Origin of the sequence: Allokutzneria sp. A3M-2-11 16 (assembly GCF_024213555.1) — a bacterium.
GTDB lineage: Bacteria > Actinomycetota > Actinomycetes > Mycobacteriales > Pseudonocardiaceae > Allokutzneria.
Window position 1 is genome coordinate 294,269 of sequence record NZ_JANAVO010000002.1, and the last position, 22,218, is coordinate 316,486.

Below are 22,218 nucleotides of genomic sequence, written 5' to 3' on the forward strand. Positions count from 1 at the left end.
CGCCCAGGTCACCACCGCCGTCGCCCGCGGCGACCTGACGCAGAAGATCGACGTCGACGCGCGCGGCGAGATCCTCGAACTCAAGAACACCCTCAACACCATGGTCGACCAGCTCTCCGCCTTCGCCGACGAGGTGACGCGGGTGGCGCGCGAGGTCGGCACCGAGGGCATCCTCGGTGGTCAGGCCCGCGTTCCCGGCGTGGCGGGCACGTGGCGCGATCTCACCGACTCGGTGAACTTCATGGCGGGCAACCTGACCAGCCAGGTCCGCAACATCGCCTCCGTGGCGACCGCGGTGGCCAAGGGCGACCTCAGCCAGAAGATCGACGTTGACGCGCGCGGCGAGATCCTCGAACTCAAGAACACCCTCAACACCATGGTCGATCAGCTGTCGGCGTTCGCGGACGAGGTCACCCGCGTCGCCCGCGAGGTCGGCTCGGACGGCAGGCTGGGCGGCCAGGCGACGGTGCCGGGCGTCGCGGGCACGTGGCGCGACCTCACCGACTCGGTGAACTTCATGGCGGGCAACCTGACCAGCCAGGTCCGCAACATCGCCCAGGTCACCACCGCCGTGGCCCGCGGCGACCTGACGCAGAAGATCAACGTCGACGCGCGCGGCGAGATCCTGGAGCTGAAGAACACCATCAACACGATGGTCGACCAGCTCTCCGCCTTCGCCGACGAGGTCACCCGCGTCGCGCGCGAGGTCGGCACCGACGGCAAGCTCGGCGGCCAGGCGCAGGTCCGCGGCGTGGCGGGCACCTGGAAGGACCTCACCGACAACGTCAACGTGATGGCGGAGAACCTGACCAACCAGGTCCGCGGCATCGCGACGGTGGCCGGGTCGGTGGCCGGTGGCGACCTCAGCAAGAAGATCGTGGTCGACGCCAGCGGCGAGGTCGCGGCGCTGGCCGAGACGCTCAACGGCATGGTGGACACGCTGCGCGCCTTCGCCAACGAGGTCACCCGCGTGGCCCGCGAGGTCGGTACCGAGGGCCAGCTCGGCGGCCAGGCGAGGGTGCCGGGCGTCGCGGGCACCTGGAAGGACCTCACCGACAACGTCAACTTCATGGCGCAGAACCTGACCAGCCAGGTGCGCAACATCGCCCTGGTCACCACGGCGGTGGCCCAGGGCGACCTGAGCAAGAAGATCGACGTCGACGCGCAGGGCGAGATCCTGGAGCTGAAGACGACGATCAACACGATGGTCGACCAGCTCTCCGCCTTCGCCTCCGAGGTCACCCGCGTCGCCCGCGAGGTCGGCACCGAGGGCATCCTCGGCGGTCAGGCCGAGGTCATCGGCGTCTCCGGCACGTGGCAGCGGCTGACCGAGAACGTCAACAACCTGGCGGGCAACCTGACCACCCAGATCCGGGCGATCGCGGCGGTGGCGACCGCGGTCACCGCGGGCGATCTGACCAGGCAGATCGACGTCGCGGCCTCCGGCGAGGTGGCCGAGCTGAACGAGAACATCAACCTGATGATCGCCAACCTGGAGGAGACCACCAAGGCCAACCAGGAGCAGGACTGGCTCAAGACGAACCTGGCCCGCATCTCCGGGCTGATGCAGGGCCACCGCGACCTGGGCGCCGTCGCCTCGCTGATCATGAGCGAGCTGACCCCGCTGGTCTCGGCGCAGCGCGGCGCGTTCTTCCTGGCCCGCACCTCCAGCGGCGGGCGGACCACCCTGGAGCTGACCGCCAGCTACGGCGGGCGCAGCGCCGAGGACGTGATCACCTCGGTGGCGCTCGGCGAGACGCTGATCGGCCAGGCCGCCCAGGACAAGAAGACGATCCTGGTCACCGACGTGCCCGCGGGCTACGCGCGGATCTCCTCCGGGCTGGGCTCGGCGACGCCGACCAACGTGATCGTGCTGCCGCTGCTGTTCGAGAGCCAGACGCTGGGCGTGCTGGAGCTGGCCGCGCTCGGCGAGTTCACCACCGTGCACCTGGACCTGCTGGAGCAGTTGAAGGAGACCATCGCGGTCAACGTCAACACGATCCTGGCGAACTCCCGCACCGAGGAGGCGCGGCAGGAGCTGGAGGACCGGGCCCGGCAGCTGGCCACGGCGTCGAAGTACAAGTCGGAGTTCATGGCGAACATGTCGCACGAGCTGCGGACGCCGCTGAACAGCGCGCTGATCCTGGCCAAGCTGCTCGCCGACAACCTGGAGGGCAACCTCACCCCCAAGCAGACCGAGTTCGCCAAGACGATCTACTCGGCGGGCAGCGACCTGCTCCAGCTGATCGACGACATCCTCGACCTGTCCAAGGTGGAGGCGGGCAAGATGGAGGCCGAGCGGACCACGGTGCAGCTGCGCGAGCTGCTGGGCTACGTGGAGTCGCTGTGCCGCCCGCTGACCGTGGAGAAGGGGCTGGAGTTCTCCGTCGTCGTCGCGCCCTCGGTACCGGAGACCCTGCTCAGCGACGAGCACCGGCTCCAGCAGATCCTGCGCAACCTGCTCTCCAACGCGGTGAAGTTCACCCACAGCGGCGGGGTCGAGCTGCGCATCCGGCACGCCGAGTCCGCCGAGGTCAGCGCCCCGGAGCTGCGCACGGCGCCCGGCCTGCTCGCGTTCGTGGTCTCCGACACCGGCATCGGCATCCCGCCGGAGAAGCTCGCGGTGATCTTCGAGGCGTTCCGCCAGGCCGACGGCACCACCAGCCGCAAGTACGGCGGCACCGGGCTCGGCCTGTCGATCACCCGGGAGCTGACCCAGCTGCTCGGCGGCGAGCTCCAGGTGCACAGCGAACCCGGCCGGGGCAGCTCGTTCACCCTCTACCTGCCGCTGGACTCGGCGGTGCCCGACCCCAACGGGGTGCCGACGCTCGCCCCGGCTTCTGCTGCTGAGGCGCGCGCCGAACTGCCGCCCGCGCCCCGGCCGCAGCCGATGGTGATCGAGCCGAGCGCGCTCGCGTCGATGCAGACCTCCGCCCGCTTCCACGGGGAGAAGGTGCTCATCGTCGACGACGACCTGCGCAACGTCTTCGCGCTGAGCGCGGTGCTGGAGATGCACGGGCTGCACGTGGTGTTCGCCGACAACGGCGTCGCCGGGGTGCGCGCGCTGGAGCAGTACGACGACATCGCGCTCGTGCTGATGGACGTGATGATGCCGGAGCTGGACGGCAACGCCACGATCGGCGCGATCCGGGAGATGGCCTCCCACGAGGACCTGCCGATCATCGCGGTGACCGCCAAGGCGATGCCCGACGACCGCAAGCGGACCCTGGCCGCGGGCGCGACCGACTACGTGACCAAGCCCGTGGACACCGAACTGCTGCTCCAGCTCATCGCGACCCACCTCGAACCGGAGAACGCGCAGAGCCCCTGAACGTGCTGTGGTTCGGGGGTCAGGAGGCGGCGAGGGTGGCGACCTGGTCCAGGCCGGTGATCGACAGGACCCGGTGCGGCAGCGAGCCCTCCAGCGTGAGCACCGTGAGCTTGCCGCCCGCGGCCGTCGCCTGAAGGGCCAGCTCGAAGAGCACGCGCACCCCCGTGCTGTCCACCAGGCGTACCCCGGACAGGTCCACGGTCAGCGGGGCGGACCCCGCGCGGCTGAGTTGTTGCAGCCTGCGGTGCACCTCCTCGGCGTCCACCGCGTCGAGGATTCCGCCCAGCCGCACCAGGATCGCGTCGTGGCTGGTGTGCACCTCGAAGGTCACGGTGTCGGCGTCGGCCTCCTCGGCGGTGGGCGGGTCCACCGGGCCGGGCTCCTCGGCGAGGCGGGCGCGGCCGAGGTGCCGGGACATCCGGACGACCGTCCCGGCGTTGCCGCGCCGCACGTCCAGCTCGTCCATCGAGCTGCGGATGAGGTGCATCCCCCGGCCCCGGTGCTGGTTCTCGCCCGGGTCGGTGGTGCGCCACTCCCCCTCGTCGGCGATCTCCACCACCAGGTCGCCGTCCCCGCGCACCTCGGCGGTGAGGCGCACCGGGCCCGGCTCCCGGTCGCGGTAGGCGTGCTCTATCGCGTTGGTGGCCGCCTCGCCGACCGCCAGCTGGAGGCCGAGCACCTCCTCGGCGTCCAGGCCGATCCGCGCGGTCCACTCGCGCAGCGCCCGGCGGATCGTGGCCAGCTGCTCGGGCGCCGCGGTCACCGAGACCGACAGCGGCGGCGTGCGGGCGGGGTCCGTGCGCACCACGAGCAGTGCCGCGTCGTCCAGCGACGGACCGCCGTTGAGCACCGAGCCGATCAGGTGCGAGCACACGCGGTCCACGTCGCGGGGCACGTCGCCGAGCGAGTCGGCCAGCGCTCCCGCGTTGAGCAAACCGTTGGAGTACAAGACGAAGACGTCGCCCGCGGTGATGCTGACGGTGTGCGCGGGCGGGCGCTCGCTTGCCAGCGCGAGCGGTGGGCCGATCCGCCACGTCAGCTCGCCCGCGTCGTGTTCGGTCAGCAGCAGGGGCCTGGGGTGGCCCGCGCTGCCGACGCTCAGCTCACCGCGCGCGGGGTCGATCACCGCGATGCACACCGTGCTGCCCGCCGCCCCGGGGATGTGCGCGGCGAGCCGGTCCAGGCGGGCGATCACCGCGTCCACGTCGTCGCCGTCCAGCAGCGCGGAGATCGCGGCGCCCCGCAGCTGCGCGGTGACCGCGGTGGCGGCCAGCCCGGCTCCGACCACGTCACCGAGCAGCACCGCGAGCCTGCCGCCGCCCGTCGCGAGCGCGTCGTAGAAGTCCCCGCCCGCCCGGCCGGGCTGCGCCGCGGCGACGTAGTGGGCCGCCAGGTGGTAGCCGGGCACCACGGGCAACATCGCGGGAAGCAGCCGGTTCTGCGCGGCGGCGACCGCCCAGCGCGCCGCGACCTCGTCCACGTCGACGACCTGGACCAGGCAGCCCGTGACCGCTCCGGCGGCGTCGCGGTGCGGGCCGACCAGCGCGACGCGGGTCGGGGCGCCGGTGAGGCCGACCCGGGTGGGGCGCCCCGTCTCCAGCACCGCGGCCAGCGCGGCCAGCAGCTCGGGATCGGTCAGCGGCGCCGGGTGCGCGGCCGCCCTGGAGTTCGCCGCGATCACCTCGGTGCCCGGCCCCGCCAGCAGCCACACCGCGCCCGGGAGGTCCTCGATCGGGAACGGCGTGGCGAGACCGGGACGGTCGGGCACGGTGCCTCCATGATCACGCTCGGCGATGAGCCTGGACGGGCGCGGGATCGGGTGCGGTGACCGCGCCACGGGCATGGTCCGCTATGGCACCCCAGGTGGGAAAGCGCCGTGGGGAGGTGGACCGCCCAAGCAGGTTCGGACCAGCCTATAGACTCTGGCGACGTTGGTTTCACGCGGCACGCGGCTGGTTCGTGCCGCGGGTCCGCGCGGCGACGAGGAGCGCAGATGACCTGGCACGCGGATCGGCAGGCCCGGGGCGAGGGTGGGGACAGCCCCGACGCCGGCGATCTGATCCAGCTCTCGGTGCGACGGCTGCCGGGCGGCGCGGTGGTGCACGTCCGCGGCGAGATCGACATGCTCAGCGCGGCACCGCTGCGCCAGGAGTGCGCGGGCAGGCTGGACGGCGCCGAGGCGCTGCTCGTACTGGACCTGTCCGAGGTGACCTTCCTCGGCTCCTCCGGCCTTTCGGTGCTCGCCGAAACCGCGGAACTGGCCAGGGCGCGCAACAAGCGGCTCCGCCTCGTCTACCAGGGCCCCATCGTCGGCAACCCGCTCGCGGTCACCGGCATGGACACCGAGTTCGACTCCTACGAGACCCTCGACCGAGCCCTCGCCGACCAGTCCTAGCCGCACTCCGCCTCCCAGAGACCTGCCCGTTTCGTACTCTTAGCGGGAAAGAGAGCGCTCCCATTCGCGGCTAAGAGTACGAAACGGGCAAAAGCGGCGGCTGGGGTCAGTCGGTTTCGAGGTCGGGGAGGACTTGGCCGGTCTCGGCGTCGACGTCGAGGTCGCGGCGTTCGTTGCGGTCGTTGACCAGGTCCACGTCCCAGGTGCGGCGGCCTTCGTCGGTGTCGAGGTCGATGGCGGTGACCCGGAAGCCCGGGGCGGCCTGCTCGGCGAGGCGGCGCGCCTGCTCGCGGTCGATCTTCGGCGCTGCGGGGGCGGGTGGCGGCGCCTGGGTGGCGGGCAGGGGGACGGTCGGCGCGGTGTCCGGCGGCGGCGCGGGCACGCAACCGGCCAGGACGGCGAGCGCGGCCAGGGCGCATACTCCCCTGAAGATCATCTTTCATCACACTTTCGGGTAGAGCGCGGAGGGACCCGTCGCCGCTGAACTACCCGGCAACACGCCGGTTCACCGCGTTTTCCACCTGATCAGGGCACACCTGGCCGTTCCGGCAGGCCCGGCGAGGGCTGCTCCGGGTGACCGCTACGGTACCCGGCGTGATCAGCACGAAGACTCGCCGGCGGCAAGGCTCCGCCGGGCAGCGACCGGTGGCGTCCTCGGTCTGGATCCGTCCCGCCCGCGTGGGCGAGGGCAGGCAGGTCGCGGCCCTGCTGCCGAACGACCCGTCGACCGCGGAGCTGCTGCGCTCCTCGATCGAGGCCGACCGCGCCGACGGCACCAACGGCACCGAGCTGCTCGTGCTGGTCGCCATCGACCGCAAGTCCGAGCGCATGGTGGGCATGGGCGCCGCCGGTGTGCCGAGGCAGTGGATCGCCGCGCTGAAGCTGCCGCAGCAGGCCGCGCGCCTGGTCGCCAGGACCATGGTCGCGGTCGGCGCGCTGTCGGTGGTGCCGGAGGCCCTGCCGCAGAAGCTGATCCCCCGCGTCCTGAACCGGCTGGCCGACCACTACCGCGACGCGGGCTTCCAGTGGATGGCCGGGCACTGCGCCACGGGCGCGCCCGGCTGGCTGGATCACCTGGTCGAGTCCGGGTTCACCGTGGGCGACAAGGGCGTCGGCATGCGGTTGCAGTCCGCGCTCTGGCCGATCCCGGCGAACCTGGCCACGCAGCAGACGCAGCACGCGTTCTTCCGGCAGCTGGCCGAGGAGCCGACCGTGCTGATGACGCTGCAGGGCGTTCCGCTGCAGCTGCGCGACGGCGCCGCCCCGACCGTTCCCGCCCCCGCCGCACCCGCGCCGGTCGAGCAGCCCCCCGCCGCCGCACCCGAGGCGACCCCCGAGCCCGCCGCCAAGGCAGCACCGAAGGCCGCGCCGAAACCCGCGGCAAAGTCCGCGGCGAAGCCGAAGGCCGCCCCCGCGGAGCAGACCGAGGAGCAGGCGGACACGATCCGCACGGTCCGCCGCCGCGTCTCCGCCGCCAAGGGGCGGTTGACCCGCGCGCTCGACAGCGGTGACGAGGACCGCATCGCCGCCGCGCGCGCCCACCTGGCCACCTTGGAGAAGCAGGCCGCTTCCCTGGGCATCACCAACTAGCGCCTCAGCCGGGTTCGGGCGTCTTCAAGTCCCCCCAACCCCCACCCCAGAGGTCTCAAACGGCCCCCAACCCCTCGCCCGGGTTGGGGGCCGTTCGCACTGAACGGATCGTTAGGGGCGTTGGATTCCCTGAACGGGTCGTTCGGGGCGTTGAGTTCCCTGAACGACCCGTTCAGGGAACTGAGCGCCCCAAACGCGGCATTGGCGATGGCGCGCGAGTGCCGCTGAGCGGAGAGGCGGTGGGTGGGGTGTGGCGGGAAGTGGGTGCGGGAGGGGGTTGGGGGTGGTTTGAGGTGGTGGGGAGGGGGGTTGGGGGGTCTTGAAGACGGCCCTACTCGCGGGCTGTGTCCAATGTGGACTGAGGGGTGGTGGGGGGCGGGTGGAGGTGGGGGGCTGACGCTTTCGGCGGTTGCGGTGGTGATCTCCGGCGCTACGGTCTTTGGTGATCATGACGAGGGGGTTCCATGTCGACGAGTTCGATCGGTGCCGTCGCGGCGCGCCTTGACGACGTCCGCAGCACGCTCGGCGCGAGCCTGACGACGTTAGGCCAGGTCGAAGAGCAGCTGGAGGAGTACGCGGGCACGCTGGCGGCACTGGGCGAGGGCAGCACCGCCGACGACCTGCGCGAGGCCACCGCGCTGGCGGTGATCGCGCGGGAGGACCTGCTGCGGGTCTTCCAGCTGGGCAGCAACGCGGACAAGTCCTTGGAGCGCTACAGAACACGCTTGGTCGGCGCCGGAAGCGGCACGACGGCAACGCCGAGAACGACGGCCAAGACAACACCGGCCAAGGACCAGGAGGTCGCGGCGGCAGTGGAGCGGGCGCGCAGGGGCGACCAGACCCCGGTCCTCCCCGCCACCGCCAAGCCCGAGGACCAGCGCCGCTACGTGCAGATCGACGTGGACCACGAACGCAGGATCGGCGCGCTGCGCTACGTCGGGCCCCTCGACGACAAGGGCACCGACGACGAAGGCACAGGTGACAAGGGCACCGAGGTCGGCACGTGGGTGACCAAGGGTGCGACACGCGCGAAGGACGAACCGCCGCTGTACGTGGACCGCGCGACCAAGCGCGAGTTCCCGCGCGACGCGGCGGTGCCCTTGGACAAGCTGCGCGAGGCGCTGGCGGAGTTCCGCGCCACCGGTCGCCGCCCCCGCTGCGTGTCGTGGCAGGACGGCTGACCCACCGGCCGAACCGCTGCACGGGCCGGACATGAAGACCTCTAAAGTTGTTCGACTTCACGAAACTTTGGGGAGCGGTGCGTGCAGGGAGTCTCGACCAGGCAGGCGGAGATCGCGGCGGAACAGCAGTACGTCGACAAGGTCTACGCGCGCCTGCTGGTGATGCGCGAAGAGGCGAAGGCGATGATCGCCGCCGCGCACGAACGCGGGCTGGAGCGGCTGCCCGCCGCGCTGGTCGAGCGGGACGCGATGGTCCACCACGCCACACGCCAGCTGAAGTCGCTGGAAGCGGAGTACGAGGGCCTGGTCTTCGGCAGGCTGGACCAGGCCAGCGGGGAGATCTTCTACATCGGCAGGCTCGGCGTGCGCGACGCCGACTTCGACACGATGGTGATCGACTGGCGCGCCCCGGTGGCTGGCGCGTTCTACCAGGCGACCGCCGAGCAGCCGATGGACGTGGTGCGCAGGCGGGTGATCCGCTGCTCCGGCGGCAAGGTGCTGCACGTCGACGACGAGCTGCTGACCCCGGAGGCGGTGCCGGAGGGGCTGACCGTGGTCGGCGACGGCGCGCTGATGGCGACGCTGGCCAGGGCGCGCGGGCCGGTGATGCGCGACATCGTCGGCACGATCCAGCGCGAGCAGGACGACGCGATCCGCGCCCCCGCCGAGGGAATCACGGAGATCACCGGCGGTCCCGGCACCGGCAAGACCGCGGTCGCGCTGCACCGCGCCGCGTACCTGATGTACCGCAACCGCCGCAGGTTCAACAGCGGTGTGCTCGTGGTCGGCCCGTCGCCGGTGTTCATGAACTACATCTCCCGCGTGCTGCCGTCGCTCGGCGAGGACACGGTGGAGCTGCGCGCGCTCGGCGAGGTGCTGGACGGGGTCAAGGCCACGCGCACCGACTCCGCCGACGTCGCGGTGGCGAAGGGTTCGCTGCGGATGCGCAGGGTGCTGGTCAACATCATGAAGGAGGCACCGCCCGGGGCTCCCACCGAGCTGCGGATCGTCTACTCCGGACAGGTGCTGAAGCTGGAGGCGCACGAGCTGGTCAAGGTCCGAAAGTCCGTGCACAGCCGCAGGGTGCAGCCCAACCAGGCGCGCAAGGTGGCGGCGGACGCGCTGCTGGAAGCCTTGTGGCAGAAGGCTTCCTCATATTCGGACAACCGGTTCAACCGCAAGAACTTCGTGGTGGACATCGCCGACCGCAACGAGTTCGTGGACTTCGTCGCGGCGTGGTGGCCGCCCGTGCTGCCCACGCAGGTGCTGGGCTGGCTCGGCGACCGGGAGCGGCTGCGCAGGGCGGCCAAGCGCAACCTCTCCCCCGCGGAGGTCGAGGGCGTCGCGGCGTCGTGGGCCGAGCCGGACGCGGGCTGGTCGGTCGCGGACGTGGCCGTGCTCGACGAGCTGCGGGTGCTGCTCGGTGACCCGCCGAGGCAGCGCAGGGCGGCCGACGAGCTGGACGAGTTCGACATGATCGCGCACGAGGTGACCAGCTGGCACCAGCGCGAGCACGGGCAGCAGCAGCTGGGCCGCGCCGACCACTACGACCACTACTCGCACGTGATCGTCGACGAGGCGCAGGACCTCTCGCCGATGCAGTGGCGGATGCTGGGCCGCCGAGGCAAGTACGCGAGCTGGACCATCGTCGGCGACCCGGTGCAGAGCTCGTGGCCGGACGCGGCGGAGGCGGCCGACGCCAAGGAACGCGCGCTGGGCAAGGTGAAGCGGCGGCGCCGGTTCCTGTTGCGCACCAACTACCGCAACAGCTCGGAGATCTTCGAGCTGGCCGCGGACGTGGTGCGCGACGTGGTCGACCCGGACGACCTGCCGACCGCCGTGCGGTCCACCGGGCTGGAGCCGGACCTGCGGACCGTGTCCGATGTGCCCAACCAGACGGTGGCGGCGGCGAAGGAGCTGCTGGACCAGGTGGACGGCACGGTCGGGGTGATCGGCACGATGGCGAGGCGCGCGGAGCTGGCGTCCTGGGTGGCCGAGCTCGGGGACCGGGTGCAGGCGGTGGGCAGCCTGGAGGCCAAGGGCATGGAGTACGACGCGGTCGTGCTCGTCGAGCCGACCGAGTTGATCACCGAGTCGCTGACCGGGTTGCGCGCGCTGTACGTGGCGCTGACCCGGGCGACGCAGCGATTGACAGTGGTGGCCTCGGACACGTCCTGGCGCGAGTAGTCCTTCATCTCTTTCGGGCGTCCGCGCACGCGTGGACGCGGCGACTCCTTCGGAGTTGTGTCGGTTCGAAGCTCCACACTTCGGTTCTCCCCGCACAACTCGACAGGGTGCGTCAGTGTCTTGTCCGACGTGAGCACGCTTGAAGGACTTCTCCGACGACCGTTCGTCGCGGTGGCGGGCACCGGGATCGCACTCGCCCTCGCGCTGTGGCAGGTCTCGTTCGCGCCCACCGTCGACCTCGACGTCTACCGCGCGGGCGGGGAGGCGTGGCTGGCCGGGAGCGGCCTGTTCGACGCCGAGTTCCCGCCGCGGCCGCTCGCCTTCCCGCTGCCCTTCATCTACCCGCCGATCTCGGCGGTGCTGTTCAGCGGTTTGACCGTGCTGCCGCTGAAGGCACTGGGTTACCTGATGGCCACGGTGACGGTGCTCGCGCTCCTGGCGGCCTGTGTCGTCACGGCGCGCCGCTGCGGCCTGGACCGCGCGGCCGGGCTGGGCCTCGGCGCCGTCGGGTGCGCGGTGATGATCTACGCCGAGCCGGTGCGCGGCACGCTCGACCTCGGGCAGGTCAACGTGCTGCTGATGACGCTGGTGGTGCTGGACTGCCTGCTGCCGCGCACGCCGTGGCCGCGGGGCCTGCTGATCGGCATCGCCGCCGGGATCAAGCTCACCCCGCTGATCTTCGTGCTGTACTTCGTCGCCTCCGGCCGCGCGCGGGTCGCGGTCACCGTGGTCACCACGTTCGTGGGCAGCGTGGTGCTCGGCTTCCTGCTCGACGTGGAGAACTCCTTGCGGTACTGGAGTTCCACGGTCTTCAAGCTCGACGCCATGGTCGGCACGGGGTTCGTGACCAACCAGTCCCTCCGCGGCGTGCTGGCGCGGTTCGGGCTCGACAAGGCGGCGAGCTTCCCGTTCTGGGCGATCGGGGTCGCGCTCGTGCTCGCGGTGACTTGGTCCGTGGTGCGGCGCCTGCTTTCGGATGGGGCCGAACTCCAGGCGATGCTCGTGATCGCCGCCGCGGGCCTGTTGTGCTCGCCGATCTCGTGGAGCAACCACTGGGTGTGGGTGGCCGTCGCGGGGACCGGTCTCGCGACCGCGTCGGTGCGCGCGCCGAGGTGGTCCCTGCTCGCTCCGGCCCTGGTGGTGGCCGTGTTCTTCGTGGGTCCGCACGCGTTCGTCCCCGGTGGTGGCGGAATTGACGAGAGGTGGACGATCGGCGAGTGGTTCCTCGGCAACGCGTTCTTCCTGACGGCGGTCGTCACGCTCGGCGTACTGGCCGCGCGGAGACGGACGACAGAGGTGGTCCCGGACGCTCCCCGGTACGCTGAGCTGTCCAGTTGACCGGGGCAGTGGGGTGGATCGGGACTTCGTGAGTGCTAGCCCGTTGGGGGCCGTCGCGCCGAGCCGCAGGACCCTGATCTCCATCGCCGCGCTGGCCACGCTCACCTTCGCGCTGGCCCTCCTGGTCACCTCGTGGGTGTCCTTCATCGACCTCCGGGTGTACCGCGAGGGCGGGGACGCCATGCTGCGCGGGCTGAACCTCTACTCCGGCGACTTCCCCTACTCCGACACGAAGTTCCGGCTCCCGTTCACCTACCCGCCGTTCGCCGCGGTGCTGTTCGGGCCGCTGGCCACGCTGTCCTGGTCGGCCGCGGTGGTGGCGACGCTGCTGATCGGCAGCGCGGCGCTGATCGCGACGGCCTCGATCACCGCGCGCGGCTTCCACTCGAACTGGGCGCGCGCCGTGCAGGTGGGCGCCGGGTTCGCCACGATCTGCGTGCTGGCGGAGCCGATCCGCGCCACCCTCGGCTACGGCCAGATCAACCTGGTGCTGATGCTGCTCGTGGTCGCCGACTGCCTGCTCCCCCGCACGCCGTGGCCGCGCGGCCTGCTGATCGGCATCGCCGCGGCGATCAAGCTGACCCCGGCTTCGTTCCTGCTGTTCTTCCTGGTGCGCCTGGAGTGGAAGCCGATCCTGGCGGCGCTGGGCGGATTCGCCGCGGCGGGCGGGATCGGTTGGCTGGTCGCGCCCGAGGACTCGCTGAAGTACTGGACGACGTTGCTGCTGGAGCCCGGCCGGATCGGCAGCGCGGCCTTCGCCGACAACCAGTCGCTGCGCGGCGCGCTGACGCGGTTCGGGCTGACCGAGGCGGACGCGTCGCGGTGGTGGGTGGTGATCGTCCCCGCCGTGGTGGTCGCCGCGGGCTTCGCGTGCTGGCGACTGCGCGCGGCCGGGCGCGACCTGCCCGCGCTGCTCGTGGTCGCGGCGGCCGGGTTGATCTGCTCGCCGGTGTCGTGGACCCACCACTGGGTGTGGATCGCCCCCGCCGCGATGGGGACGGTGATCGCGATCCGGCGCTCGGCGCGGCCCGGCCCGTTGACCGCGCTGGCCGCGGTGCCGCTGACGCTGTTCTTCGTCGGCGCTCATCTGTTGTTGCGGCGCGGCGGCAGCCTGGAACTCCAGTGGACCTGGCCGGAGCACCTGCTCGGCAACACGTATTTGATCACCGCGTTCGCCGTGGTGATCGCGGGCGTGGTCTTCGGGACCCGCCGCCGCTCCCCGCGACCGGACCCCCACCGTGCCTGACGCTCCCCGCGCCGGTGATTCCCTGAACGACCCGTTCAGGGAATCTAACGCCCCCAACGACCCGTTCAGGGAATCCAACGCCCCAAATGCGGCGTTGGCGTGTGCGGGCGCGGCGGGGGTGCGGACGAAGGCCGTGGTGTGGGCGGGGGTGGGGGTCGGGCTCGCGGTGCTCGCGGCGTTGGTGGTGATGGCGGGGGACGGGCTGGTCGATCTTCAGGTGTACCGCGCGGGCGGCGACGCGGTGTTGCGCGGGCTCCCCCTGTACGGCCCGGATTTTCCTTACACCACACCGGCGCTGGCCGATCTGCCGTTCACCTACCCGCCGTTCGCGGCGCTGCTGTTCGCCCCGTTCGGCCTGCTGTCGTGGCCGGTCTCGATGGTGGTGATGACCGTCATCGGCGCGCTCGCGCTGTGCGCGGCGTGCGTGATCACGGCGAGGGTGTACCTGCCGCTCGCGTCGGCGTTGCCCGTGGGCGCGGGGCTCGCGGTGGTGTGCGTGTTCCTGGAACCGATGCGCGCCAACATCACCTTCGGCCAGATCAACCTCGTGCTGATGCTGCTCGTGGTGGCCGACTGCCTGCTCCCGCGCACCCCGTGGCCGCGGGGGCTGCTCATCGGCATCGCGGCGGCGATCAAGCTCACCCCGGCGGCTTTCGTGCTGTTCTTCTTGGTGCGCAAGCAATGGAAGCCGATCCTGATGGCGCTGGGCGGCTTCTTCGGCGCGACGGCGGCGGCGTTCCTGGTGTTGCCCAGCACGTCGGTGCAGTATTGGACCTTCACCGTGTTCAGCACCGAACGGATCGGGTCGGTGATCTACGGGGACAACCAGTCGCTGCGCGGACTGCACGCGCGCATGCAGCTGGACTGGTACTGGTTGCCGATCGCCGCGGTCCTCGTCATCGCCGCGACGTGGTTCGTCGCTTACAAGCTGCGAGATCGCGCCTTGCCGTCGTTGTTGATCGTCGCGACGGGCGCGCTGCTGGCGTCTCCGGTGTCGTGGGAGCACCACTGGTCCTGGGTCGCGCCCGCGCTGGTCGGTGTGGCGATCGTCGGGTGGCAGCGCCGGAACTGGTGGGGAGCCTTGGTGCTGCTGCCGTTCGCGCTCGGCCTGTACCGCTTCGCCAGGCGGGGCGGCGGGGTCGAGGTGCACTGGACCATCACCGAGCGAGTGATCGGTGAGGCGTACGTCTACACCGGGCTGGCCGTGCTGATCGCGTTCGTGGTGTCGAGGAGACTGCGTGCTTAGGTGGATCGGCCTCACGGCGTTGGTGGCGATCGCGGTGACCTGGGGCCGGACCGCCATCGATCTGGAGGTCTACCGCGCCGCCGGAGTCGTGCCGGTGCTGATGACCGTGATCAGCGCGTCCGCTCTGGTCACGACGTGCGTGATCGTGGCGCGGCGCTACCAGGTTCCCGAGGTCGTGGGCGGCGCGGTCGCGGCGGCCAGCGTGCTGCTCGAACCGCTGATGACGAACTTCCTGTTCGGCCAGATCAACCTGGTGCTGATGCTGCTCGTGGTCGCGGACTGCTTGCTGCCCAAGACGTTCTGGCCGCGCGGGCTGCTCATCGGGATCGCGGCGGCGATCAAGCCCACCCCGGCCGCGTTCCTGCTGTTCTTCCTGGTGCGCAAGCAGTGGAAGCCGATCCTGGTGGCACTGGGCGGTTTCGTGGCGGCGGGCCTGGTGACGTTGGCGGTGACATCCGGCAACTCCACCGGTTACTGGACCGACGTGCTGTTCCGGCCGGATCGGACCACCGTGCCGTCGTGGGGCGACAACCAGTCCCTCCGCGGCATGCTTGCCCGCCTCGGCGCCCCCGACTGGTCGTGGCTGCTCATGGTGGCGCCCGTGCTCGCGGTGGCGTGGCTGAGCGTGCACCGTCTGCGCGCCCAGGGCGAAGACGTCTCGGCGGTGCTGGTGATCGCGGTGGCGGGCCTGCTCGTCTCACCGGTGTCGTGGGGGCACCACTGGTCGTGGATCGCCTCAGCCCTGGTCGCCGCGGTGATCACCTTGTGGCGCTTGCGAAATCGTTGGCTGTGGGCGTTGTTCGGGATCGCGCTCGTCCCGTTCGCGATCGGGCCGCACCGCTTCCTGCCCCGCGCCGCGGCCGAACAGCTCGGCTGGACGCCGTTGGACCACCTCGTCGGCAACTGCTACGTGGTGATCGGCCTCGTGTTACGCCGCCGAGCGCTCATGCGGCGGCGCGGCGGCTGGTCTCGCCGAGGACGGTGACCACGAACAGCGCGATGGTCAGGATGTGCACGACGGTGCACCACTCGCAGATCACGTGCAGCACCAACAGTTCCACCGCGACCAGGTACGCGACGAACACGATGCCGATCCCGACGCTGGCGAAGCGCGCCAGGCGGATCCGCTGGTCCGGGGAGCGCCACAGGGCGGGCAGGTTCAGCACGCACATCGCCACGAAGAAGGCCACGCCGAGCACGGCGACGGGGATGCCGAAGACCATTGACTGCGGGCTGGAGGTGACGCGCGCGCAGTCGATCAGCGCGTTCGCCGAGCACACGAGGACCTTCTGGTCGGTGTAGTGCGACAGCGTCATGTACGCCGACACCACCAGGCCGAGCACGGAGAGCACCAGCGCGGTCACCGGGACCCAGCGCCGCCCCAGCCCGCCCGGCGCCGTCGTCTCGATCTCTCCGGTCATGTCGTTCCCCTCTCGTTACCTTGGCGACAAAGATACCGTCCCCCTTCGAGGGCGACCGAAAAGCATTGACCGAAACTGAACGGGCCGTTCGGAGGAATTACTTTCCCGTATTCGGTCTGTTCACCCACGTGGAACAGGAAGTTGCGGCGGCAATCAGTTCCCCATTGGTTGCCAACCTGGTTCGGCCAACCGCAGCACACGGCGGGCTACATCGTCGAGCCTGTCACTCTCCTGGACTATTTTCCCCGCACAGTCGGCACTTGTACCGTTCCCCTCGCTTCGCCCTGCGGGTGTACGCGCCAGTCAAGCTGCTCATCGCCGAGCGAACTCGCGCTGCCGGATATCGGGGGATGTTCGTCCGCAGCTCACACGGATTGCCTATGTCGGCGATCCGCCACCACGGACACACATCCAATTCAGTCGTGCCCGAAAAAGGACGCATCCGCGAAATGGGGAGATTCGTGACCGCACGCCGATCGATTCGGCACGCCGTGGGCGCCGCCCTCGGTGCCGCCATGGTGCTGGCCGCCGTTCCGGGCAGCGCCGTCGCCACCACCGCTCCCCGGGTGGACCTGCGGGTCCTGGTCGTCACCGACGGGCAGGGGCCGGTCGCCGCGATCAAGGACCGGCTGGACCGCGAGGGGCTGCCCGCCACCGTGCTGAACCTCGCCGACCCGGCCCGGCCGGTGATCACCCCGCAGTTCCTCGCCGACCCGAACGGCCAGCACGCGCGGTTCCAGGGCGTCGTGCTGCCCAACGAGGCGCCGCGCGGGCTCGCCGCCGCCGAGCTGACCGCGCTGGCCGACTACGAGCGGCGCTACTCCGTTCGCCAGCTCAACGCCTTCGTCTACCCGACCGCGGCGACCGGGTTCGCCGCCCCGGGCTACGCGGGCCCGCTCGACGGCACGGTGGCGCAGCTGACGCAGCCCGCGCTGTCCGACGCGTTCAAGCAGCTGCGCGGTCCCGTGGCCTTCGACAACAACAGCCCGGTCGTCGACGAGTCCTACGGCTACCTGGCCGCGCCGCTCCCCGGCGTCTCGGTCACGCCGATCCTGACCGGCAAGTCCCCGAACGGGGCCGCACAAGGCGTGCTCGCGGCGGTGTTGGAGGACAACAAGCGCGAGCAGCTGAGCCTCAACTTCGCTTACTACGCCGAGCAAATCCAGTTCCGGCTGCTGGCGCACGGGCTGGTGACGTGGCTGACGAAGGGCGTGCACCTCGGCCTGCACCGCAACTACCTGAGCATGCACGTGGACGACGTGTTCCTGCCGGACGAGCGGTGGAACAGCACCGCGAACTGCACTTCCGGCGAGCTGAACTGCCCGGTGCTGCCCAGCATCCGGATGACGCAGGCCGACGCGGAGCAGGCGAAGCGGTGGCAGGGCACGAACGGCTTCGAGTTCGACATGTACTACAACGGCGCAGGCGCGGACCGGGCGGTCGCCGAGCATGGGTCCGACCCGTTGAGCGCGTGGATGGTGCGCAACCGCAACGACTTCCGGTGGGCGAACCACACGTACTCGCACGAGTACTTCGGTTGCGTCAGGGACTTCTCGGTGTCGCCGTGGCGGTGCAAGACCGACCAGAACGGGCAGATCCAGTGGGTCGCCGAGCAGGTGATCCACGACGAGATCGTCCGCAACCGCGACTGGGGCACGACGCGCGGGCTCAAGAGCAACCGTGCTGAGCTGGTCTCCGGCGAACACGGTGGAACCCGTGCCCTGCCACAGATCCCTTCGGACAACCCGAACTTCGTCGCCGCGCTGCGCCGCGCCGGGATGGAATGGGTGGGGCTGGACGCCTCGCGGGACCGCGACATCCGCGCGGTCGGGCAGGCGCGCGGTGTGCCGAGGTACCCGATGCACCTGTTCTTCAACACCGGCACCAAAACCGAAGCGGCCGACGAGTACAACTGGATCTACACATCGCGCGCCGACGGTGGCAGCGGTGCCTGTGAGGCGGCGAGCACGTGCGTCCCGCCGGTGCACCCGGTGACCGGCTTCCAGGACCGGATCATCCCCGCACAGGTCGCTTTCAGCATGCGGACGCTGACCGGCAACGACCCGCGTCCGTACTACCTCCACCAGTCGAACCTGGCCGAGGAACGGATCGTCTACCCGATGATGGACGCGATCCTCGGCGCGTACCGGTCGGCGTTCTCGCCCAACACACCGCTGGTCAACCCCCGGATGTCCGAGGCGGGCCAGGTCCTGGCCGACCAGGCGGCGTGGCGCTCCGCCTCCGTCACCGCGTATGTGCGGGGTTCCGAGCTGGTCATCCAGTCCCCCAAGGGAACTCCGGTTCCGATCACCGCTCCTGAGGGCACCGACCACGCGGGCCTGCTGGCCCCGGAGTTCGGAGTGCGGTACTCGGGTGAGCGGTCGGCAGTCCACCGCGCCGGAGGGACGCTGCGCCTGGACCTGCCGCGGTCCTGGGTTTCCCCCTGAGCGCCATGGACATCTCACTGATGACCGAGGGCACCTACCCGCACGGCTACGGCGGCGTGAGCGTCTGGTGCGACCAACTCGTCCGCGGCCTCTCCCGGCACCGCTTCCACGTCGTCGCACTGGTCGCGTCCGGCACTGAGCCGCTGGCCTGGGAGTTACCGGACAACGTCGCGTCGCTGACCCTGGTGCCGCTGTGGGGAACCGGCCGTCCCGGTCGACGTGTCGGCAGGACAGCGCGGCGGCGCTTCACGGTGCTCTTCGCGGAACTGGTGGAAACCCTTCTGGGCGAGGGACATCAGCAGCGCTTCGCCGAGGTGATGCGGGAGCTCCACGACTTCGGCGAGCTGACTTCTGTGATGCGCCGGGAAAGCACCGTCAGGACGTTGACCTCGCTCTGGTCCCGCCGCCCCGCCGCCGTCCGGCCTACCATCGCTGACGCCGTCACAGCCGTTGAGCTGCTTGAACATTCACTGCGGCCGTTAAGTTCCCCGATTCCGCACTCGGCGGTGTCGCACTCGGTGGCCAACGGGCTGGCCGTGTTACCCGCACTCGCCGCGAAGTGGCGCTACGGCACGCCGTTGTTGTTGACAGAACACGGGATCTACTTGCGCGAGCGCTATCTCGGCTACCGCGGTTCGCCGTACCGGTGGCCGGTGAAGGCGCTGCACCTGGCTTTCCTGCGGCGGTTGTGCTCGTTGGCGTACACCGGCGCGGGCCTCATCGCTCCGGGCAACGTGTACAACAAGCGGTGGGAGGAACGGCTCGGCGCCGATCCCGCTCTGATCCGCACTGTCTACAACGGCGTTGACCCCGCGGATTTCCCCGCGGCTTCGAGTGAACCGGAGATCCCTACGATCTCGTGGGCCGGGCGTCTCGATCCGATCAAGGACCTTGAGACTCTGATCAGGTCTTTCGCGTTGGTGCACAAGGAGATCCCTGCGGCAGTGCTGCGAATCTTCGGCGGAGTGCCGAAGGGTGGTGAGTCCTATGTGGACAGATGCAAGGCGCTCGTCGCCGAACTCGGGCTGTCGCAGGTCGTGCACTTCGAAGGACGGGTCGAGTTCATCCGGGACGCCTACCTCGCGGGCAGCGTGGTCGTGCTGTCGAGCATCTCCGAGGGCTTCCCGTACACGTTGATCGAGGCCATGACCTGTGCTCGCCCATGCGTGGGGACGGACGTCGGCGGAGTGCCGGAAGCCTTGGGAGACACCGGTCTCGTCGTCCCGCCGCGCGATCCTTCCGCGATGGCCGCGGCATGCGTGGAGTTGCTGCGCTCTCCCTCGCGGCGCGCCCTCCTAGGTACGACCGCCCGCCAACGAGCTTTGGAGCTGTTCACCGTCGACCAGGCCATCGGCACGTTCGACACCCTCTACTCCGAGCTCACCGCGCCCGCCCCGGCTCGCCCGCGCGTCCCCCGGCTGGCCGCACGATGAGCGCCGACGCAATCCCACCCAGGTTCGTACCCAATGTGGCATTTGTTTCGCCAGACGTAACCAATGCCACATTGGGTACTTCAGTCCGCGCTGAGGGGGTTGAGGAGGAGTTTGACGAGCTGGCGCGGAGGATGGCGCCGGAGATCGCGGACGCGGTGGACCACTTGGAGGTCGCGGCGGCGTTGGAGGCGGGCGGGCTGAGCGATCAGGCTGCCGCGAGATACGGCTATCCGGACGTGTTCCTGCTCGCCGAAGCGTTGTGCGAGGTTATTCCGAAGCAGCCGCGGGAGCCGGAGCCGTTGCCGGTGATCTGGTCGGCGAAGCCGGGAACGCACCTGCTGCGGGGAGTCCTTTTTGGACTGCCAGGCGTTTGCTACACCGCGGCGGCGGGGGTGCTCACGGATCGGGCGGCGCTCGGCGTCGTGGTGATCTCGTTGTTCACCTCGTGGTCGCTCGGCCAATCCCTGTCGTACCTCGGGTATCTCCAGCTCGGGCGGGCGGACACCGACGCGGCGGCGCGGGTGTTGCGGCGCGGAATGCTGGTCGGCTGCTCGATCGTCTTGGCCGTGAGCGCGATTGCCGCGCTGCTCCTGGGAAGCGGGACACCGGCACTGACCCTGGCGGTCGGGCAAGGGTGGTATCTGCTCTCCGCGACCGTTCTCCTGGTACTGAACAACGAGTACACGCTGCTCGCCACACTCGCTCCCGGAGTGCTCGCGGGGCTCACGCTCAGCGGCGGTCCACTGTGGATCGCCCTGGCCGCATCGGTTCTCGGCACGGGAGTGCTCGCTCTGCGGAGAACCAGGACCACACGCCCGCGAACGCTCAGCAAACACGACCTGATCGCTTCACTGCCGTACGGCGCGTTCGGCTTCATCGCGGCGGGTTTGCTTGTTCTGCCGCTGTTCTGGCCGAGCGGGCAGGGCCACAGCCTCGCCGCGCTGCCCATTTCGATCAGCATGGGCGTCGCGGAGTGGAGCCTCGTGGTCTACCGCCGCCGAGCCACCACCGCGTTGCGCGGAACCCATCTCTTCACCGAGTTCGCGAGGGACACGCGGCTCGGGTTGCTCAGAGCGGTCGCGGTGTTCCTCACCGTGGCCGCGGCACTGTCCATTGTGGTCCTCCTCGCGACGGGGACGATCACCGATCCAACCGCCCTGCTGCGCTACGGCGCGTACCTGGCGCTCGGCGGGGCGTTGTTCGTCGCACTCGTGCTCCAGGCGTGTGGCAGCACCGGTATCGCCGTCGCGGCGTGCGCCGGTGCCCTGGTGGCACAGCTGTGGACCGGTGACGCCGTCATCGGCCAGCTCGTCGTCAACAGCGCACTGCTCGTGGTCCTCGGGGGATGTGCCGCGGTGGTGCTCAGCGAATCCGTACGACACGGTTGAGAGGGACAGTCATGGCAGGCGTCGTCGCGGTCACTGGTGCGGAGGGCTTCATCGGCTCGCACCTGGTCGAACTGCTCGTCGAAAAGGGCCATCGCGTGCGGGCGATGGTGCTGTACAACTCGTTCGGCTCCTGGGGCTGGCTGGACTCCCTCCCGCGCGAGGTGCTGGACAACGTCGACGTCGTCATGGGCGACGTCCGCGACCAGGCCAGCGCGCGCGAACTGGTGGAGGGCGCCGAAGTCGTCTACCACCTCGCCGCACTGATCGCGATCCCCTACTCCTACCGCGCTCCACGGTCCTATGTGGACACCAACGTGATCGGCACGCTGAACGTGCTCGACGCGGTGCGCTCCTGCGGGACACCGAGGCTCGTGCACACCTCCACCAGTGAGACCTACGGCACCGCGCTGACCGTCCCGATCAGCGAGGAGCACCCGCTCCAGGCGCAGTCTCCTTATGCGGCAAGCAAAGCGGGCGCGGACAAGCTCGTCGAGAGCTACCACCTGAGCTTCGAGGTCCCCGCGGTGACCTTGCGCCCGTTCAACACCTTCGGGCCGCGCCAGTCCGCGCGCGCGGTCATCCCCACGGTGATCAGCCAGCTCGCCGCGGGCGAGAAGAAGCTCAAGCTCGGCGCGCTCGACCCGACGCGGGACTTCCTCTACGTCAAGGACACCGCAGCCGCCTTCCACACCGTGGGCACGGCGCCCGCGTCCGCTGTGGTCGGTGAGCTGTTCAACGCGGGCACGGGTGAGGAGGTCTCGATCGGCGCGCTCGCGGCCGACCTGGTGCGCCTGATGGGCAGCGACGCGGAGATCGTCGCCGACGAGCAGCGCCTGCGCCCCAAGGGGTCCGAGGTCATGCGGCTGGTCTGCGACGCGTCGAGGCTGACCGCGCGGACCGGCTGGAAGCCTTCGCACACAAGGGACTCCGGTTTGAGCGAGACCATCGAGTGGTTCATGAACCCCGAAAACCTGGCCCACTACAAGCCCGGACTCTACCTCCAGTGACAAGGGAG

16 protein-coding genes are annotated in these 22,218 nt (G+C 70.3%); 13 read left to right on the forward strand and 3 right to left on the reverse strand.

Features of this window, described 5'->3' with window-relative positions; all coding sequences use genetic code 11:
- A partial coding sequence (locus NLX83_RS19445; RefSeq protein ID WP_254236493.1) for a HAMP domain-containing protein occupies positions 1-3,331 on the forward strand: 3,331 nt, incomplete at its 5' end.
- 19 nt (positions 3,332-3,350) lie between these two features.
- Here the strand turns inward: NLX83_RS19445 and NLX83_RS19450 are convergent.
- A complete protein-coding gene (locus NLX83_RS19450; RefSeq protein WP_254236494.1) occupies positions 3,351-5,099 on the reverse strand; it encodes an ATP-binding protein in 1,749 nt (582 codons plus the stop codon).
- Positions 5,100-5,324: 225 nt separating this feature from the next.
- Between NLX83_RS19450 and NLX83_RS19455 the strand changes: the two genes are divergently transcribed.
- Positions 5,325-5,726, forward strand: coding sequence for an STAS domain-containing protein (locus tag NLX83_RS19455; protein WP_254236495.1), 402 nt, complete (start codon positions 5,325-5,327; stop codon positions 5,724-5,726).
- A 106-nt stretch (positions 5,727-5,832) separates the two neighbouring features.
- Here NLX83_RS19455 and NLX83_RS19460 read toward each other — a convergent pair whose 3' ends face one another.
- Positions 5,833-6,162, reverse strand: coding sequence for a PepSY domain-containing protein (locus tag NLX83_RS19460; RefSeq protein WP_254236496.1), 330 nt, complete (start codon positions 6,160-6,162; stop codon positions 5,833-5,835).
- 158 nt (positions 6,163-6,320) lie between these two features.
- Here NLX83_RS19460 and NLX83_RS19465 point away from each other — a divergent pair, with 158 nt between their 5' ends.
- The 7 genes from NLX83_RS19465 to NLX83_RS19495 all read left to right on the forward strand — a co-directional run bounded on the left by NLX83_RS19465 (position 6,321) and on the right by NLX83_RS19495 (position 15,499).
- Positions 6,321-7,316 carry a hypothetical protein gene (locus NLX83_RS19465; RefSeq protein ID WP_254236497.1) on the forward strand — a complete coding sequence of 332 codons (996 nt, stop codon included), beginning with the start codon at positions 6,321-6,323 and terminating at the stop codon, positions 7,314-7,316.
- 464 nt (positions 7,317-7,780) lie between these two features.
- Positions 7,781-8,497 (forward strand): Imm1 family immunity protein, encoded by a 717-nt coding sequence (locus NLX83_RS19470; protein WP_254236498.1) that lies wholly within the window; start codon positions 7,781-7,783, stop codon positions 8,495-8,497.
- An 81-nt stretch (positions 8,498-8,578) separates the two neighbouring features.
- Positions 8,579-10,684 carry a HelD family protein gene (locus tag NLX83_RS19475; protein ID WP_254236499.1) on the forward strand — a complete coding sequence of 702 codons (2,106 nt, stop codon included), beginning with the start codon at positions 8,579-8,581 and terminating at the stop codon, positions 10,682-10,684.
- Positions 10,685-10,813: 129 nt separating this feature from the next.
- Positions 10,814-12,022 (forward strand): glycosyltransferase 87 family protein, encoded by a 1,209-nt coding sequence (locus tag NLX83_RS19480; RefSeq protein WP_254236500.1) that lies wholly within the window; start codon positions 10,814-10,816, stop codon positions 12,020-12,022.
- A gap of 28 nt (positions 12,023-12,050) precedes the next feature.
- On the forward strand, positions 12,051-13,268 hold the full coding sequence (locus NLX83_RS19485; RefSeq protein WP_254236501.1) for a glycosyltransferase 87 family protein: 1,218 nt from the start codon (positions 12,051-12,053) through the stop codon (positions 13,266-13,268).
- Positions 13,261-14,514, forward strand: a complete 1,254-nt coding sequence (locus NLX83_RS19490; RefSeq protein ID WP_254236502.1) for a glycosyltransferase 87 family protein — start codon at positions 13,261-13,263, stop codon at positions 14,512-14,514. The genes NLX83_RS19485 and NLX83_RS19490 overlap by 8 nt, the downstream gene beginning before the upstream one ends.
- Positions 14,507-15,499, forward strand: coding sequence for a glycosyltransferase 87 family protein (locus NLX83_RS19495; protein WP_254236503.1), 993 nt, complete (start codon positions 14,507-14,509; stop codon positions 15,497-15,499). Before NLX83_RS19490 ends, NLX83_RS19495 begins: the two co-directional genes overlap by 8 nt.
- On the opposite strand, the gene NLX83_RS19500 is transcribed toward NLX83_RS19495, so the two are convergent.
- Positions 15,459-15,935 carry a vitamin K epoxide reductase family protein gene (locus NLX83_RS19500; protein ID WP_254236504.1) on the reverse strand — a complete coding sequence of 159 codons (477 nt, stop codon included), beginning with the start codon at positions 15,933-15,935 and terminating at the stop codon, positions 15,459-15,461. The genes NLX83_RS19495 and NLX83_RS19500 overlap by 41 nt on opposite strands.
- A gap of 461 nt (positions 15,936-16,396) precedes the next feature.
- Here NLX83_RS19500 and NLX83_RS19505 point away from each other — a divergent pair, with 461 nt between their 5' ends.
- The 4 genes from NLX83_RS19505 to NLX83_RS19520 all read left to right on the forward strand — a co-directional run bounded on the left by NLX83_RS19505 (position 16,397) and on the right by NLX83_RS19520 (position 22,210).
- Entirely contained in the window at positions 16,397-18,382 is a 1,986-nt protein-coding gene (locus NLX83_RS19505) for a hypothetical protein (RefSeq protein ID WP_254236505.1), read from the forward strand.
- Between the two features lie 5 nt (positions 18,383-18,387).
- Positions 18,388-19,815, forward strand: coding sequence for a GT4 family glycosyltransferase PelF (pelF, locus tag NLX83_RS19510; RefSeq protein WP_254236506.1), 1,428 nt, complete (start codon positions 18,388-18,390; stop codon positions 19,813-19,815).
- Between the two features lie 131 nt (positions 19,816-19,946).
- Positions 19,947-21,203 carry a hypothetical protein gene (locus tag NLX83_RS19515; protein WP_254236507.1) on the forward strand — a complete coding sequence of 419 codons (1,257 nt, stop codon included), beginning with the start codon at positions 19,947-19,949 and terminating at the stop codon, positions 21,201-21,203.
- 11 nt (positions 21,204-21,214) lie between these two features.
- Positions 21,215-22,210, forward strand: a complete 996-nt coding sequence (locus tag NLX83_RS19520; RefSeq protein ID WP_254236508.1) for an SDR family NAD(P)-dependent oxidoreductase — start codon at positions 21,215-21,217, stop codon at positions 22,208-22,210.
- Positions 22,211-22,218: the final 8 nt, after the last annotated feature.

What these genes read in the sequence shown, in the direction of transcription:
- NLX83_RS19455 (WP_254236495.1), top strand. Translation starts at nt 5,325, where the DNA reads ATGACCTGGCACGCGGATCGGCAGGCCCGGGGCGAGGGTGGGGACAGC.
- NLX83_RS19460 (WP_254236496.1), bottom strand. Translation starts at nt 6,162, where the DNA reads ATGATCTTCAGGGGAGTATGCGCCCTGGCCGCGCTCGCCGTCCTGGCC.
- NLX83_RS19470 (WP_254236498.1), top strand. Translation starts at nt 7,781, where the DNA reads ATGTCGACGAGTTCGATCGGTGCCGTCGCGGCGCGCCTTGACGACGTC.
- NLX83_RS19500 (WP_254236504.1), bottom strand. Translation starts at nt 15,935, where the DNA reads ATGACCGGAGAGATCGAGACGACGGCGCCGGGCGGGCTGGGGCGGCGC.
- pelF (WP_254236506.1), top strand. Translation starts at nt 18,388, where the DNA reads ATGGACATCTCACTGATGACCGAGGGCACCTACCCGCACGGCTACGGC.
- NLX83_RS19515 (WP_254236507.1), top strand. Translation starts at nt 19,947, where the DNA reads ATGGCGCCGGAGATCGCGGACGCGGTGGACCACTTGGAGGTCGCGGCG.
- NLX83_RS19520 (WP_254236508.1), top strand. Translation starts at nt 21,215, where the DNA reads ATGGCAGGCGTCGTCGCGGTCACTGGTGCGGAGGGCTTCATCGGCTCG.